This window comes from Blastococcus sp. CT_GayMR16 (assembly GCF_004570875.1).
Lineage (GTDB): Bacteria > Actinomycetota > Actinomycetes > Mycobacteriales > Geodermatophilaceae > Blastococcus_B.
The window spans coordinates 197,378-211,832 of record NZ_SPQK01000005.1; the positions used below are offsets into that span (position 1 = coordinate 197,378).

14 protein-coding genes are annotated in these 14,455 nt (G+C 73.4%); 10 read left to right on the forward strand and 4 right to left on the reverse strand.

The window, feature by feature from the left end; translation table 11 throughout:
* The first annotated feature begins 55 nt into the window (after positions 1-55).
* Both ybaK and E4P38_RS08670 read left to right on the forward strand, forming a co-directional pair.
* Positions 56-529, forward strand: a complete 474-nt coding sequence (ybaK, locus tag E4P38_RS08665) for a Cys-tRNA(Pro) deacylase (protein ID WP_135131365.1) — start codon at positions 56-58, stop codon at positions 527-529.
* Between the two features lie 34 nt (positions 530-563).
* Positions 564-890 carry a hypothetical protein gene (locus E4P38_RS08670; RefSeq protein WP_209309008.1) on the forward strand — a complete coding sequence of 109 codons (327 nt, stop codon included), beginning with the start codon at positions 564-566 and terminating at the stop codon, positions 888-890.
* A gap of 13 nt (positions 891-903) precedes the next feature.
* On the opposite strand, the gene E4P38_RS08675 is transcribed toward E4P38_RS08670, so the two are convergent.
* Positions 904-2,406: a fused MFS/spermidine synthase gene (locus E4P38_RS08675; protein ID WP_245160898.1), complete on the reverse strand. Its 1,503-nt coding sequence runs from the start codon at positions 2,404-2,406 to the stop codon at positions 904-906.
* Positions 2,407-2,408: 2 nt separating this feature from the next.
* The gene (locus E4P38_RS08680) at positions 2,409-3,155 is read right to left on the reverse strand and encodes an SOS response-associated peptidase (RefSeq protein WP_135131366.1); all 747 of its coding nucleotides are present in this window, start codon (positions 3,153-3,155) and stop codon (positions 2,409-2,411) included.
* 150 nt (positions 3,156-3,305) lie between these two features.
* On the opposite strand from E4P38_RS08680, the gene E4P38_RS08685 reads away from it, so the two are divergent.
* The 7 genes from E4P38_RS08685 (at position 3,306) to E4P38_RS08715 (ending at position 12,194) form a co-directional block, all read left to right on the forward strand.
* Positions 3,306-4,748: an NAD-dependent succinate-semialdehyde dehydrogenase gene (locus E4P38_RS08685; protein WP_245160899.1), complete on the forward strand. Its 1,443-nt coding sequence runs from the start codon at positions 3,306-3,308 to the stop codon at positions 4,746-4,748.
* Between the two features lie 79 nt (positions 4,749-4,827).
* Entirely contained in the window at positions 4,828-6,108 is a 1,281-nt protein-coding gene (aroA, locus tag E4P38_RS08690; protein ID WP_245160900.1) for a 3-phosphoshikimate 1-carboxyvinyltransferase, read from the forward strand.
* A 10-nt stretch (positions 6,109-6,118) separates the two neighbouring features.
* Complete coding sequence (rsgA, locus tag E4P38_RS08695) at positions 6,119-7,138, forward strand: ribosome small subunit-dependent GTPase A (protein WP_135131368.1); 1,020 nt, start codon at positions 6,119-6,121, stop codon at positions 7,136-7,138.
* Between the two features lie 85 nt (positions 7,139-7,223).
* Positions 7,224-7,895, forward strand: coding sequence for a GntR family transcriptional regulator (locus E4P38_RS08700; RefSeq protein WP_209309009.1), 672 nt, complete (start codon positions 7,224-7,226; stop codon positions 7,893-7,895).
* Between the two features lie 70 nt (positions 7,896-7,965).
* Entirely contained in the window at positions 7,966-9,777 is a 1,812-nt protein-coding gene (gene atzF, locus E4P38_RS08705; RefSeq protein ID WP_135131369.1) for an allophanate hydrolase, read from the forward strand.
* A 37-nt stretch (positions 9,778-9,814) separates the two neighbouring features.
* Positions 9,815-10,528: a cysteine hydrolase gene (locus E4P38_RS08710; RefSeq protein ID WP_135131370.1), complete on the forward strand. Its 714-nt coding sequence runs from the start codon at positions 9,815-9,817 to the stop codon at positions 10,526-10,528.
* Positions 10,529-10,544: 16 nt separating this feature from the next.
* Positions 10,545-12,194, forward strand: a complete 1,650-nt coding sequence (locus E4P38_RS08715; RefSeq protein WP_135131371.1) for a regulator — start codon at positions 10,545-10,547, stop codon at positions 12,192-12,194.
* Between the two features lie 68 nt (positions 12,195-12,262).
* On the opposite strand, the gene E4P38_RS08720 is transcribed toward E4P38_RS08715, so the two are convergent.
* Positions 12,263-12,997, reverse strand: a complete 735-nt coding sequence (locus E4P38_RS08720) for a hypothetical protein (RefSeq protein WP_135131372.1) — start codon at positions 12,995-12,997, stop codon at positions 12,263-12,265.
* Positions 12,998-13,041: 44 nt separating this feature from the next.
* The gene (locus tag E4P38_RS08725) at positions 13,042-13,578 is read right to left on the reverse strand and encodes a DUF2087 domain-containing protein (RefSeq protein WP_135131373.1); all 537 of its coding nucleotides are present in this window, start codon (positions 13,576-13,578) and stop codon (positions 13,042-13,044) included.
* Positions 13,579-13,651: 73 nt separating this feature from the next.
* On the opposite strand from E4P38_RS08725, the gene hisN reads away from it, so the two are divergent.
* Positions 13,652-14,455 (forward strand): histidinol-phosphatase, encoded by an 804-nt coding sequence (gene hisN, locus E4P38_RS08730; RefSeq protein WP_135131374.1) that lies wholly within the window; start codon positions 13,652-13,654, stop codon positions 14,453-14,455.

Genomic DNA, 14,455 nt, shown 5'->3' on the forward strand with positions numbered 1-14,455 from the left:
GGCCGTCATTCCCGGCCTCGGCAGATCCGCGGTGCCGACGCTACTGTGCGGCGCCGTGACGGCGACCCCGGCGGTGCGAGTGCTCGAACGGGCACGCGTGGCCCACACCCTGCACTCCTACGACCCCGAGCACCCCTCCGACCAGGGGTACGGCGAGGCCGCGGTGGCCGCGCTCGGGTCCGACCCCCGGCAGGTCTTCAAGACCCTGGTGGCCCGCGTGGACGGCGTCCTGACCGTCGCCGTCGTCCCGGTCAGCGGCACCCTCGACCTCAAGGCCCTGGCCGTTGCCGCCGGAGGGCGGAAGGCCGTCATGGCCGATCCGGCCGACGCCGAGCGGACGACCGGCTACGTGCGGGGTGGCATCAGCCCGCTGGGCCAGCGGAAGGCACTTCCGACCGTCGTCGACGAGTCCGCGCTGACCTTCGCGACGATCATGGTGAGCGCCGGGAGGCGCGGCCTGCAGGTCGAGCTCGCACCTGCGGAACTCGTGGCCCTGACCCGCGCCCGCACCGCACCGATCGGCCGCTGAACCCGCGGCCGACCGCTCCCGTCATCATCGTCGGGTGGAAGACGAGCAGGACGACCGCTGGTACGCCGTGCGATCCCTCTTCCGCCTCGCGGGTGACGGCGAGAGCGCCTACGAGGAGCGGATCACCCTGTGGCAGGCGGGTTCGGCCGACGAGGCACAGGAGAGGGCCGCGGCGGAGGCCGAGGAGTACGCCGAGTTCGCCGGCACCACGTACGTCGCGGACTTCGCCCAGCCGTACCACCTCGCTGACGCCCCACCCCGGGACGGCGCCGAGGTCTTCTCCCTGGTCCGCGACAGCGCCCTGCCGCCGAAGCCCTACGTCGATCGCTTCTTCGCCACCGGGCAGGAGCGCCGGCAGTAGGCGGCATGGAGGCTCAGCCGTAGGGCGTGAGCAGCTGGTCGACGGGCGCGTGGTCGTCGGTCAGCACGTCCGCGTCGCCGACGAACTCGGCCAGCTCGTCCCCGTCCGCGACCTGCCAGGCGAGGCCGTGGCGCCGCATCGCCTCCTCGATGGCATCGGCCGGCAGGGGCTCGCGACCGGCGACGGCGACGACGTTGCCGCCGTCCTCGCCGGCCAGCACCGGTGCCCGGGCGAGCAGCAGCACGTGCGGGAAGACCGCCCGCACCGTTGCCAGCTCTGCCCGGACGAAGCCCAGCGGCGGATGGTCGATGAGGTTGACCGCGTAGACGCCCTCGTCGGTCAGTGCCGCGTCGACGAGCTCCATGGCCTCCCGCGTCGTGAGCTGCCAGGGCACCGACAGCCCCCCGAACGCGTCGCCCACCACCAGGTCGCGGGTGCCGCCCGCCTCCTCCGCCAGGCCAACCCGCCCGTCGGCGACCCGGACCCGCAGGCGGTCGGAGGTCTCCAGGGCCAGCTGCTCCCGGTCGATGGCCACGACGCCGGGATCGACCTCGATCACCAGGCTCTCGCTGCCCGGCCGCACCTCGGCGAGGTACCGCGGCACGGTGAGCCCGCCGCCGCCGATGTGCAGCGCCGACAGCGGAGTCCCGTCCGGCGCGAGGACATCGGTGACGGCGGCCAGCGCGCGGACGTACTCGAACTCGAGGTGGGTCGGGTCGGCCAGATCGACGTAGGAGTGCCGCAGCGTGTCGAGCACGAGCACCCGCCCGGACTCCCGCGCGGGGTCGGCCACAACCCGCGCGCAGTGGTAGGCGGTCTCCTCCTCGCACGGGGTGGGGGCGACGGCGGCGAGCCCGGCACCGGCGACGGCCAGCACCAGCAGCCCGACGGGCACCCGCCCGGCGCCACCACCGGTCCGCCGGCGGAGCAGGACCCCCACCGCGACGCCGGCGACGACGGTCAGCGCTCCGGTGCCGACGAGGATCACGCTGCTCGGCAGGATCGCGATCAGCAGGAACCCGGTCACGAACGTCGCCGCGATGCCGCCCAGCGTGCCGATGCCCGAGAGCCGGCCCACCACCGCACCGGTCTCGGCGAGACTCGCCAGCTGCAGCTTCACCACCATCGGCGGAACCGCGGAGAGCAGGGCGGCGGGTACGACGACCGCGACCGCGGCCAGCAGCAGCACTCCCCCGGCGTCGGCACCTGACAGCAGCGAGCCGGTGAACCGCACCAGGGGCAGGACCGCCACGACCAGCGCCCCGCCGGCCACCATCAGCGGGGCGAGCAGCCGCCGAGGGTCGGTGCGGTCGGCCGTCGCACCGCCCGTCCACGCGCCGATGGCGATGGCCGCGAGCGCGAAGCCGATGATCGCCGTGCTGGTCTGCAGGGTGACGCCGACGTAGGGGGCGATCAGCCGGAGCCCCACGATCTCCAGCACGAGGACGGCCCCGGAGCACAGGAAGGTGACGCTCGCGGCCACCCAGTTCGGCAGCGCGGAGGCCGCAGGGTCCACGGTCAGAACAGCGCGGGCTGGTCGGCCGGCTCGCTGACCGACTCCGCCCGGGCCAGCAGCTCCGGGCCGTTGTTGGCCACGCTGTTCACCGCCGTGCTCACCGGCCGGATCTCGAAGGTCTCGACGACCTCGGGTGGGGTCGGCTCCACCAGCGTCTCGACGTCCTCGCGGGTGGGGTCCAGCCACGCCGCCCAGCGGTCGGGCGGAAGGACCAGCGGCATGCGCTCGTGGATCTCGGTGAGGACGCCCACGGCCGGCGACGTCACGATGGTGCATGTGTAGAGCCGGTCCTCACCCCGCCCCCAGACCTCCCAGAGGCCGGCGAAGGCGAGCTCCGAGCCGTCCTCCGGGGTGACGAAGTAGGGCTGCTTGGCCGGGGAGTCCAGCCGCTTCGCCCACTCGTACCAGCCGTCGGCCGGCACCAGGCACCGCCGCGTCCGCGCCGCGGTGCGGAAGGCGGGCTTGTCGGTCAGCGACTCGACGCGGGCGTTGAGCATGCGGTTGCCCACCGACACGTCCTTGGCCCAGGACGGCACGAGACCCCAGCGGACGGCGCGCAGCTCCCGGTGGCCACCACCCGTCAGTGCCCCCTCGGCGTCGCGCTCCTTCTTGTGCCGGACGACGTAGACGTCCTTGGTCGGGGCGACGTTGTAGTCGGCCGGCAGCGCCTTCTGCCCCTCGGCGCGGACGGCCTCGAACTCGATCGCGAGGTCGTCGGGACTACTGCTCGCGGCGTACCGACCGCACATGGCGCGCTCCTCCACGGTGCTGGATGACGGTCCGACTCTAGGTCCGGGCACTGACGGCGACCTGTCGCGCGTGACCGACCGGGAGACGGGTAGGGCTCGTGACGGACATCGATGTCGAAAGGCCCGTACCAACAGAGAAGGATCACCCGCGTGACCGCGACGCAGAACCCCACCAATCAGCAGACCGCCGGCGCTCGGCCCTACGCGACGGTGAACCCCTACACCGGTGAGACGGAGAAGGAGTTCCCCTTCCTGGAGACCGGCCAGATCGACGGCGTCGTCGAGCGTGCGCACGCCGCCTTCCTGGAGTGGCGCCGCCGGCCCGTCGAGGAACGTGCGCAGATCGTCGGCCGCGCCGCCGAGCTGATGCTCGAGCGCAAGGACGAGTTCGCCGCGCTGGTGACCCGCGAGATGGGCAAGCGCATCCAGGAGGCCGAGGGCGAGGTCATGCTCGCCGCCAGCATCCTCGACTACTACGCGAAGAACGGCCCGCGCTTCCTCGAGCCGCGGCAGATCGAGGTACGCCAGGGCGAGGCCGTCGTCGAGAACGAGCCGGTCGGCGTCATCCTGGCCATCGAGCCCTGGAACTACCCGCTCTACCAGGTCGTCCGGGTCGCCGGGCCGAACCTGGTGCTGGGCAACGCGATCCTGCTCAAGCACGCCGAGCTCAACCCGCAGACCGCCCTGGCGATCGAGAAGTGCTTCCTCGACGCGGGCGTCCCCGAGGGCGTCTACACGAACGTCTTCCTGGCCATTCCCGACGCCGAGCAGGTGATCGCGCACCCCCTCGTGCAGGGCGTCACCCTCACCGGCAGCGAGCGGGCCGGCAGCAGCGTGGCCTCCCTCGCCGGCAAGCACCTCAAGAAGTCGGTGCTCGAGCTCGGCGGCAGCGACCCGTTCATCGTCCTGGACACCGAGGACCTCGGGCGGACGGTCAAGGCCGCCACGATGGGCCGGATGCAGAACAGCGGCCAGGCCTGCATCGCCGCCAAGCGGCTGATCGTCCCCGAGGACATCTACGAGCCGTTCGTCGAGGGGCTGAAGCAGGCGTTCGCCACCTTCTCCCCCGGCGACCCCAGCGACCCGTCGACGTCCCTCGCGCCGCTGTCGAGCGAGCAGGCGGCCAAGGACCTGCACGCGCAGATCCAGGACGCCGTCGACAAGGGCGCCACCGTGGTCACCGGTGGCGGCCGCCCCGACCTCCCGGGCGCCTTCGTCGAGCCGACCATCCTCACCGACGTCACCCCGGAGATGCGGGCGTACTCCGAGGAGCTCTTCGGTCCGGCCGCCGTCGTCTACAAGGTGGCGAACGAGGAGGAGGCGATCGAGCTGGCCAACGCGACCACGTACGGCCTCGGTGCCGCCGTCTTCTCCAGCGACCTCGACAGGGCCCGGTCGGTGGCCGACCGGATCGACGCCGGCATGGTCTTCGTCAACCAGCCGACCGGGTCCTCCCCCGAGCTGCCGTTCGGCGGCGTGAAGCGCTCCGGCTACGGGCGTGAGCTGTCCGAGCTCGGCATGTTCGAGTTCGCCAACCGCAAGCTCACGCGGGTGATGCCGGCCAAGAAGGCGGACAAGCCGCAGGCCGGCTGAAAGAGGACCCACTGCCCCCACCACTCGCACGCTCGCGGCGGGCCCCTGCAGCGGGGCCGCCCTCAGGCAGGATGGTGTTGTGACCGACACCTGGGCGACGCCGCACCGCTCGATGCCCGTCGACGCCGTCGTCACCCTGCCCGGGTCGAAGTCGATCACCGCTCGGGCGCTGATCCTGGCCGCGTTGGCCGACGGCCCCGGTCGGCTCGTCCGGCCGCTGCGCGCCCGGGACACCGACCTGATGGCCGGCGGTCTGCGCGCGCTCGGCGTCGCGATCGACGAGGACGGCGCCGACTGGGTGGTCACCCCGCAGCCGCTGCGCGGGCCCGCCGAGATCGACGCGGGGCTCGCCGGCACGGTGCTGCGCTTCCTGCCCCCGGTCGCCGCGCTGGCCACCGGACCCGTACGGGTGGACGGCGACCCGCGGCTCCGCGACCGTCCCAACGCCGGGCTGATCGAGGGTCTGCGGGGCCTCGGCGTCGAGGTGGACGACGGTGGCCGGGGGCGGGCGCCGTTCACCGTGCACGGCACCGGCCAGGTCCGTGGCGGCGCCGTCGAGGTCGACGCGAGCGAGTCCTCGCAGGTCGTCTCCGGACTGCTCCTCGCGGCCGCCCGCTTCGATGACGGCATCGACCTGACCCTGACCGGCGGCGTGCCGTCGATGCCGCACGTCGAGATGACGGTGACGACGTTGCGGGAGCACGGCGTCGAGGTCACGTCCGGCGGGCACGCCTGGCGGGTGTCCCCCGGGCCCATCCGCGCCCGCGACGTCGTGATCGAGCCCGACCTCTCCAATGCGGCACCGTTCCTTGCGGCCGCCCTGGTCACCGGCGGCCGGGTGACGGTCCGCGACTGGCCCGAGGTCACGACCCAGCCCGGCGCCCAGCTCGACCGGCTGCTGTCGGCCATGGGCGCAGAGGTGACACGCACCCCGGAGGGACTGCGGGTGACCGGCACCGGCACGATCACGCCGCTGGTCACCGACCTCGGCGAGGTGGGCGAGCTGACCCCGGTGCTCGCCGCGCTGTGCGCCCTGGCTGACGGCCCCTCCCGACTGACCGGCATCGGCCATCTGCGGGGCCACGAGACCGACCGGCTCCAGGCGCTCGACGAGGTGCTGACGGCGGTCGGCGCGCGGGTCGAGCAACTGCCCGACGGCCTGGTCATCGAGCCCGGTCCGCGGCGGCCCGCCCTGCTCGACTCCTACGCCGACCACCGCATGGTGCACGCGGCCGCCGTCCTCGGGCTGGCGATCGAGGGCGTGCAGGCCGGCGACCCGGGCGCGGTCACCAAGACCCTGCCCGACTTCGTCGAGCGCTGGGCAGGACTGCTGGGCGAGCCCGCCGGGGTCGTCTCCTGAGCGGCCGGTCATGAGCGGACGGCAGTACGACAGCCGCTCGGACGAGGACGACGTCCGGGTGCGGCCCGGCCGCCGAGGCTCACGTCCCCGCACGCGCACCCGCCCGGCGCACGCCGACGCCGTCCCGGGGTTGGTCGTCGCCGTCGACCGCGGGCGGATGACCGTGCGCGTCGAGGGTCCCGACGGCGGCCCGGTCGACGTCACCACCATGCGGGCGCGGGAGCTGGGCAAGCACGGCGTCGTCGTCGGCGACCGGGTGCGGATCGTCGGTGACACCAGCGGCCGCACCGATTCCCTCGCCCGGATCGTGACGATCGAGGAGCGGACGACGTCGCTGCGGCGCACGGCCGACGACACCGATCCGACCGAGCGGATCGTGGTCGCCAACGCCGACCTGCTGGTCATCGTCACGGCCGTGACCGACCCGGAGCCGGCGTACGGCTTCCTCGACCGCTGCCTGGTGGCCGCCTACGCCGGCGGGCTCGAACCGCTGCTGTGCCTGACGAAGACGGACCTGGCCAGCCCGAAGCCGCTGCTGGACCGGTACGCCGGCCTCGGCCTGGACGCGGTGGCGCTCTCCCGCGAGGCGCCGCTGGACCCGCTGCTGGACCGGCTCGCCCGGCGGATCAGCGTGCTGGTCGGCCAGTCCGGTGTCGGCAAGTCGACCCTGGTCAACCGGCTGGTGCCGGATGCGTTCCGTGCGACTGGCGACGTGAGCAAGATCGGCAAGGGCCGGCACACGTCGTCCTCGGTGGTCCTGTTCGACCTGCCGCAGGGCGGGATGGTCATCGACACCCCGGGGATCCGGTCGTTCGGGCTGGCCCACGTCACCGCCGACGACGTCCTGTCCGCGTTCGACGAGATCGCCGAGGCCGCGGTCGACTGCCCGCCGGGCTGCGGGCACACCGCTGACGACCCCGAGTGCGCCCTCGACGCATGGGCGGCCGCCGGCCCGCCGGCGCGGCTCGAGCAGCTGGCCGCGCTCAGGGTCCTGCTGGGGGCTGTCGGCCAGGTAGGCCCCGGCTACTGAGCAGACGGCCCGCGGTGACCGGTTCCTAGACTGGGTGCCCGCGGAGGCACTCGCTTACCGCGGAGGGACGACGACGGGAGCACGCGTGCAGCTCGAGCCACTGGCCGAGGTGGCCGGCATCGAGTCGCCCAGCCTGGTCGACCTGGCCACCGAGCGGTTGCGCGCCGAGATCCTCTCCGGGGAGCTGCAGCCGGGCGACCGCATCGTCGAGGACACCATCCGGCGTCGGTACGGGATCAGCCGGGCGCCGCTGCGGGAGGCCCTGCGCCTCCTGGCCCAGCAGGGGCTCGTCGAGCACCTTCCCCGGCGGGGTATGCGCGTCACCACCTGGTCCCCCACCGACATCCGGCAGCTGTTCGAGATCCGGCACGTCCTCGAACGGCACGCCGTCCTGAGCGCCCTTCCCCTGAGCCGTGGCGAGGACGATCCGCTTGCCCGGGTACGGGCCCTCCTGGCCGACATGCGGACCGCCGAGCAGCGTGGCGACCGGCTGGCGAAGGACGACGCCCATCGCGCGTTCCACGCTGCGGTCGTCGGGCTCGCGGGCAACCGGCAGCTGGAGCTGGCGCTGGCGCCCATCCTGCTGAAGCTGCAGCTGCCGATGGCGGTCAACTTGCGCCGCGAGGCCGACGTGCACTCCCCCGCCCAGGGCCTCGACCGGCACGCCGCCATCCTCGCGGCCCTCGAGTCCGACGACGCCCAGACGGTCCTGGACGCCCTGGATCGGCACGGAGAGCTGGCGTACCTCCCCCTCTAGGAGCGCGCGCCACACAGCCGTAACGGAAGAGGCCCTCGGCCGGAAACAGTGATTGTCGACAATCGACCACATGCTTCCAGCGCCCCAGCCGTCCACCGCCGGGCCGACCGTGACAGAACTCCTGCACGCGCTGCGCAGCGGCGCCACGACCGTGACCTCGGTGGTGGAAGGGATCGCCGACGTCGTCGAGGAGCGCGGGGACGACGGCGTCTGGATCACCACGGTCGGACGGGAGGAGCTGCGGGAGCGGGCCGCGGAACTGGACGCCGCCCCGGGTGCGCGCGACCTGCCCCTGTTCGGGATCCCCTTCGCCGTCAAGGACAGCATCGACGTCGCTGGGTTGCCCACCACCTGCGGCTGCCCGGAGTACGCCTACGTCCCCGGGACGACCGCGCCGCTGGTCGACCGGCTGCTGGACGCCGGCGCGGTGCTCGTGGGGAAGACCAACCTCGACCAGTTCGCCACCGGCCTCAACGGCACGCGCTCGCCGTACGGCATCCCCCGGAACGTCCACGGCGGGGACCTGATCCCCGGCGGGTCGAGCTCCGGCTCCGCGCTGGCCGTCGCCACGGGGCAGGTGCCCTTCGCGGTGGCGACCGACACCGCCGGCTCCGGTCGCGTCCCCGCCGCCTTGAACGCGATCATCGGCTTCAAGCCCTCGCGCGGGCTGCTGAGCACGACCGGGCTGGTGCCCGCGTGCCGCTCCCTGGACTGCATGAGCCTCATGGGGACGACGGTGGACGACGTCCGGCGGGTGTTCGACGTCGTCGCGGCGGTCGACCCCGCCGACCCGTGGTCCCGGCCGCGCGGACGCCGCACGGTGGACAGCCCGCGCATCGGTCTCCCGCCCGCCGCGCACCTCGAGTTCCTCGGGGACCAGCAGATGCGCCGGGCGCACGAGGCCGCCCGCGAGGTGCTGCCGCAGGTCGGGACGGTGGTCGAGATCCCGCTGGAGCCGTTCCTGCTGACCGGTGAGCTGCTCTACCAGGGTCCGTGGGTGGCCGAGCGGCTCGTCGAGTTCGGGGACTTCCTGGCGGCCTCCCCCGACGCCGTGCACCCGGTGGTCGCGGAGATCCTCGAGGGCGGCCGCCGGTACACCGCCGTCGACGCGTTCCGCGCCGAGCACCGTCTCCAGGAGCTGCGGGCGGAGGTGGCCCGGCTGTGGGCCGACGTCGACGTCGTCGTCCTTCCCGCGGTTCCCACCACCTTCACCGTGGCCGACGTCCTCGAGAATCCGATCGCCACCAACACCGCGCTCGGCATGTACACGCACTGCGGCAACCTGCTCGACCTCTGCGCGGTCGTCGTTCCCGCCGGCGCCACCGAGGACGGCCGCCCGTGCAGCCTGATGGTCCTCGGCCCCGCGCTCACCGACGACGTCGTGCTCGAGGTAGCCGCCCGGCTCACCGGCAACGCCCCCGGGCCCGTCGGTCCGGCCGCTCCGACCACCGAGCTGGTCGTCGTCGGGCATCACCTGTCCGGGCAGCCACGCAACAGCGAGCTGACCGGTCGCGGCGGCGTCCTGCTCGAGACGACCACCACGACCGGGGACTACCGGCTCCTGCGGATCGGCACCGACGCACCGGGCCAGGTGCCCGTACCCGCCCTGACCCGCAGCCCGGGGACGGGCGCCCGGATCGAGGTCGAGCTGTGGCAGCTGCCCGCCGCCGAGCTCCCGGGATTCCTCGCAGGGCTGCCGGACGTGCTGGCGCTCGGCCGGGTCCGGCTGGCCGACGGGCGCACGGTCCCCGGCCTCGTCGGTGACGAGTCCGTCGTGTCCGGCTCCACCGGTAGCCCGATCACCGACATCACCGACACCGGCGGCTGGCGCCGCCACCTGGCCCGTCCCCGATCTCCGTTGGCCCCCCTGCCCGTCCGCTGACCCCCACCCGCCGCCTGCCCCAACCCCGGAGAACGCCATGAGTCCACCCGCCACCGTCCCCGCGGAGCCCGGTCCGTTCCCGCTGCCCGAGGGGAAGGTCGCCCTGCTGGTCATCGACATGCAGCGGGACTTCCTCCTGCCCGGCGGCTTCGGGGAGAGCCTGGGCAACGACGTCGGCCAGCTGCAGCAGGTCGTCCCGCCCCTCGCCCGGCTCCTCGAGGTCGCTCGGGAGGCCGGTCTGCTGGTCATCCATACGCGCGAGGGCCACCTGCCGGACCTCTCCGACTGTCCGCCCGCAAAGCTCCGCCGGGGCAGCCCCAGTCAGCGCATCGGCGACCCCGGCCCGTACGGGCGGATCCTCGTCCGCGGCGAGTTCGGCCACGACATCGTCGACGAACTGGCACCGATGGCCGGCGAGCCGGTGATCGACAAGCCCGGCAAGGGCGCCTTCTACGCCACCGGGCTGCAGGAACTGCTCGAGGCGGCAGGCATCACGCACCTGCTCGTCACCGGGGTGACCACCGAGGTCTGCGTGCACACGACCGTCCGCGAGGCCAACGACCGCGGCTTCGACTGCCTCGTCCTCTCTGACTGCGTCGGCTCCTACTTCCCCGACTTCCAGCGCGTCGGCCTGCAGATGGTCAGCGCGCAGGGCGGCATCTTCGGCTGGGTCAGCGACTCCGCATCGCTCCTGCCCGTGCTGCTCCCCTCGCTCCTCCCCCCGTCCGCCCCCGTCCCGTCCACCGTGTGAGATCAGGAGCCCTGTCATGAGCACGACCGCACCTGCGGCGCCCGCGCCGACCCTGCCCTGGTGGACCCGCGGGGACACCAACGCGTTCTTCGGACTCGCGTTCAACATCCTCGTCAACGTCCTGACGCTGACGAGCCTGATGATCTTCGTGGTCAACGTCCCGGCCGGTGACGTCCTCGGGACGGTGCTCCCCGCCATGGGCATCGCCCTGGTCCTCGGGAACGTCTACTACACCTACCTGGCCCGTCGGCTGGCCCGGCGGGAGAACCGGACCGACGTCACGGCACTCCCGTTCGGCCCCAGCGTGCCGCACATGTTCATCGTCGTGTTCGTGATCATGCTGCCGATCTTCCTGAGCACCGGAGACCCGCTGAAGGCCTGGTCGGCCGGGCTCGCCTGGGCGTTCGTCATCGGCGTCATCGTCCTGATCGGGGCGTTCGTCGGGCCCTTCATCCGCCGCGTCACACCGCGGGCGGCGATGCTCGGCACCCTTGCCGGGATCTCGCTGACGTTCATCTCGATGCGTCCGGCGGCCCAGATGTGGGAGTACGCGTGGATCGGTCTGCCGGTGCTGGCCATCATCCTGATCGGGTTCTTCACCGGGGCGAAGCTGCCCGGCAACATCCCGGTCGGGCTGGCCGCGCTGCTCGTCGGTACCGCCATCGGGTGGATCGGCGGCGCGATGTCGGTTCCCGACGTGACCGCGGCGGCCAAGGACATCGCTATTGCCGTGCCGGACCTCCGGTTCGACCTGCTGTTCGACGGGCTGCGGGACCTCGCCCCGCTGCTGGCGACCGCGATCCCCCTCGGCGTCTACAACTTCACCGAGGCCATGAGCAACGTGGAGAGCGCCGCCGCCGCCGGGGACAACTACAACCTGCGCAGCGTGTTGCTGGCCGACGGCGCGGGCGCGGTCATCGGCTCGGCCCTCGGCTCCCCTTTCCCGCCCGCGGTCTACATCGGCCACCCGGGCTGGAAGGACGCCGGTGGCCGCGCCGGGTACTCGATGGCCAGCGGCGTCCTCATCGCGGTGCTCTGCTTCCTCGGCCTGTTCGGCCTGCTGTCCGCGCTGCTGCCGCTCCCGGCGATCGTGCCGATCCTGCTCTACATCGGGCTGCTGATCGGGGCCCAGGCCTTCCAGGCGGTGCCCCGGATCCACGCCGCGGCCGTCGTCATCGCGATCCTGCCGAACATGGCGGCCTGGGCGGCCGGCCTGATCGACAACTCGCTGGCCGCGGCGGGCACGTCCGCCGCCGAGGTCGGCGACGAGGCACTCGGCAACGCCGGGGTCGTCTACGCGGGGCTCAACACCCTCGGGCAGGGGGCCGTCCTCGCCGGGCTCGTGCTGGGCGCCATCCTGACCTTCATCATCGATCGGAGGTTCGTCTCCGCGGCGGTGGCCGCGGCGGTCGGCGCGCTCCTCAGCTTCATCGGCCTGATCCACGCACCCGAGGTGGCCTGGGCCGCCAATCCGCAGGTCGCCCTCGGGTATCTGCTGCTCGGCGCGGTCTGCCTCGGCTACGGGCTGCTGGCCCGGGGCTCCGCCACACCGGCCGTGGACGGCCCGGAGCATGCGGTCACCCCGCCGGCGGCCGACGCCGAACCGGTCGCCGAGTCCAGCGTCCCCGCCCCGCGGAAGGTGGCGGCGCCGGAACCCGCGAGCTGACCGACGGGCGCCCCGGACGGCGTCGGCCCCCGGAGTCGGGGCCGGCGCCGTCCGTCGTCGGCGCGTGCTCAGGGACGGCGGAACAACCTCCGCGGCGGCTCGACGAACAGCTCGTCGGCCATCGGCTCGTCCACAGCCTCGATCGCGAGGTCGTGCCATCCGCCCGGCGTCCGGATCCCGATCTCGTCGGTGAACACGCAGACCCCGGTCCCGACGTCGAGCCGCACCCGGTAGGCGTCGGGATAGCCGCTCAGCAGGTGCTCCGGGTAGTCGCGGTACTCGACGACGTCGACCTCCCGCGACCGCAGGAGCGAGCAGCACCCGCACCGCGGTTCGTACGCCGGCGTCGTCCGGACCACGGCCTCCCACGCCGGGCGGCCCGCGTGCTCGACCTCGGTGACGCTGTCGACGACGAGCGGCGGGGCGGTCGTCCAGCTGTCGTGGTCGATCCCGTCGGCGAGCTCCACCGGGTCGAGCAGGGCCACCCAGCGGTAGTCGTCGAGCATCGGGGCGTCGTAAGAGACCCGCGGGCGCTCGGCGACCAGGCCGTCCGGTCGCAGGACCGGCGCGACCCCGCCGTCCCCGTGCAGGACGCCCGCGCGTTCCGGGGCCTCACGGACGATCCGGTGGAGCTCGCCGTCGAGGGTCTCGACACGGAGCAGGTCGGGACGCCGCAGCCAGGCGCGGATCGGCTGGACGCGACGCTCGTCGCGCCCGCGGCGCACGGTGAACCGCAGCGTCGACCACCGCCACGGCGACGAGCGCGCCAGGGCGGCGAAGGTGTCTGCGGACGGCGTCAGCACGTCGGAAGTGTGGGCGCGGTCCAGCGCAGTGACCAGCGGGTTTCTCAGACGTCGACCGGGCCGCCGCTGCGCCAGTAGACGCCTGCTTCCCGTGTGAGCATCCCCTCGTCGACGAGATAGCGGCGCAGGGCGGCGACGTCGGGGTGCCACACGCCGAGGAGCACGTTGACCTCGCGCTCGGGATAGCGGACCCCGGGTTCGAAGACCCGGACCAGGTGCTCGAGGACCACCCGCCGCTTGCTGTACTGGGCCGGGATCGACACGAGCCGGCCGTCCCGGACGAACGCGGAGAGGACGGCGTCCTCCGCGGGGTCGTCGGACAGCGGTTCCGGGGCTGGGGCGGCTTGTGCTGCGGCCCGGGCCGCGGCGCCGAACCGCTCGGTGTGCAGCGTCAGCGCGTGCCCGTCGCGGTGCACCAGGCCGGCGCGGGCCAGCCGGCGGGCGGCGAGCGCGACGTCCTTGAGCGGGAGTCCCGCGGCCGCGGCGACCTCCTCGATGGTCCCGGCCCCCAGCGCGAGGGCGGCGACCACCCGGAGCCGCGTCGGATCGCCCAGCAGGCCCACGATCGTCGCGGCGTCCACACGGGGACGGTATCGGCCCGCCCGAGGGCAGCCTCAGCGTGCTGGGGGTCGGTCCCGGCTAGGTTCGGTGTCCATGACATCCGGACGGGGCTTTTCCGAGGACATGCGGCTGGCGCACGTGCTCGCTGATCAAGCCGACTCGATCAGTCTGGACCGCTTCAAGGCTCAGGACCTGAAGGTCGACACCAAGCCCGACCTGACGCCGGTGACCGACGCCGACCGCGCGGTCGAGGAGATGCTGCGGATCACGCTGAGCCGCGCCCGCACCCGCGACGCGGTCATGGGCGAGGAGTTCGGCACGACCGGCCACGGGCCGCGGCGGTGGGTGCTCGACCCGATCGACGGCACCAAGAACTTCGTCCGCGGCGTGCCCGTCTGGGCCACCCTGATCGCCCTCTTCGACGGCGAGGAGCCGGTGGTGGGGCTGGTCTCCGCCCCGGCGCTGAACCGGCGCTGGTGGGCGGCGAAGGACGTGGGCGCCTGGACGGGCCGGCGGCTGGAGTCGGCCACCCGCTGCCACGTCTCCTCGGTCAGCGACCTGCGGGACGCGAGCCTCTCCTACTCGAGCCTCTCCGGCTGGGAGGAGCGGAACCGCCTCGACGGCTTCCTCGACCTGTCGCGGTCGGTCTGGCGCACCCGGGCTTACGGCGACTTCTGGAGCTACTGCCTCCTGGCCGAGGGCGCGGTGGACATCGCCGCCGAGCCCGAGGTGTCCGTCTGGGACCTCGCCGCCCTCGACGTGATCGTCCGCGAGGCAGGCGGCCGGTTCACCGACCTCACCGGCGCGCCCGGGCCGGCCGGCGGTAGTGCGCTGGCCTCCAACGGGATCCTGCACGACGCCGCCCTCGACCTGGTCCGCCTGCCCGAAGCCGACTGA

Coding starts and splice junctions, on each gene's coding strand:
- E4P38_RS08680 (WP_135131366.1), bottom strand. CDS start 3,155: ATGTGCGGTCGGTACGCCGCGAGCAGTAGTCCCGACGACCTCGCGATC.
- rsgA (WP_135131368.1), top strand. CDS start 6,119: ATGAGCGGACGGCAGTACGACAGCCGCTCGGACGAGGACGACGTCCGG.
- atzF (WP_135131369.1), top strand. CDS start 7,966: ATGCTTCCAGCGCCCCAGCCGTCCACCGCCGGGCCGACCGTGACAGAA.
- E4P38_RS08710 (WP_135131370.1), top strand. CDS start 9,815: ATGAGTCCACCCGCCACCGTCCCCGCGGAGCCCGGTCCGTTCCCGCTG.
- E4P38_RS08715 (WP_135131371.1), top strand. CDS start 10,545: ATGAGCACGACCGCACCTGCGGCGCCCGCGCCGACCCTGCCCTGGTGG.
- hisN (WP_135131374.1), top strand. CDS start 13,652: ATGACATCCGGACGGGGCTTTTCCGAGGACATGCGGCTGGCGCACGTG.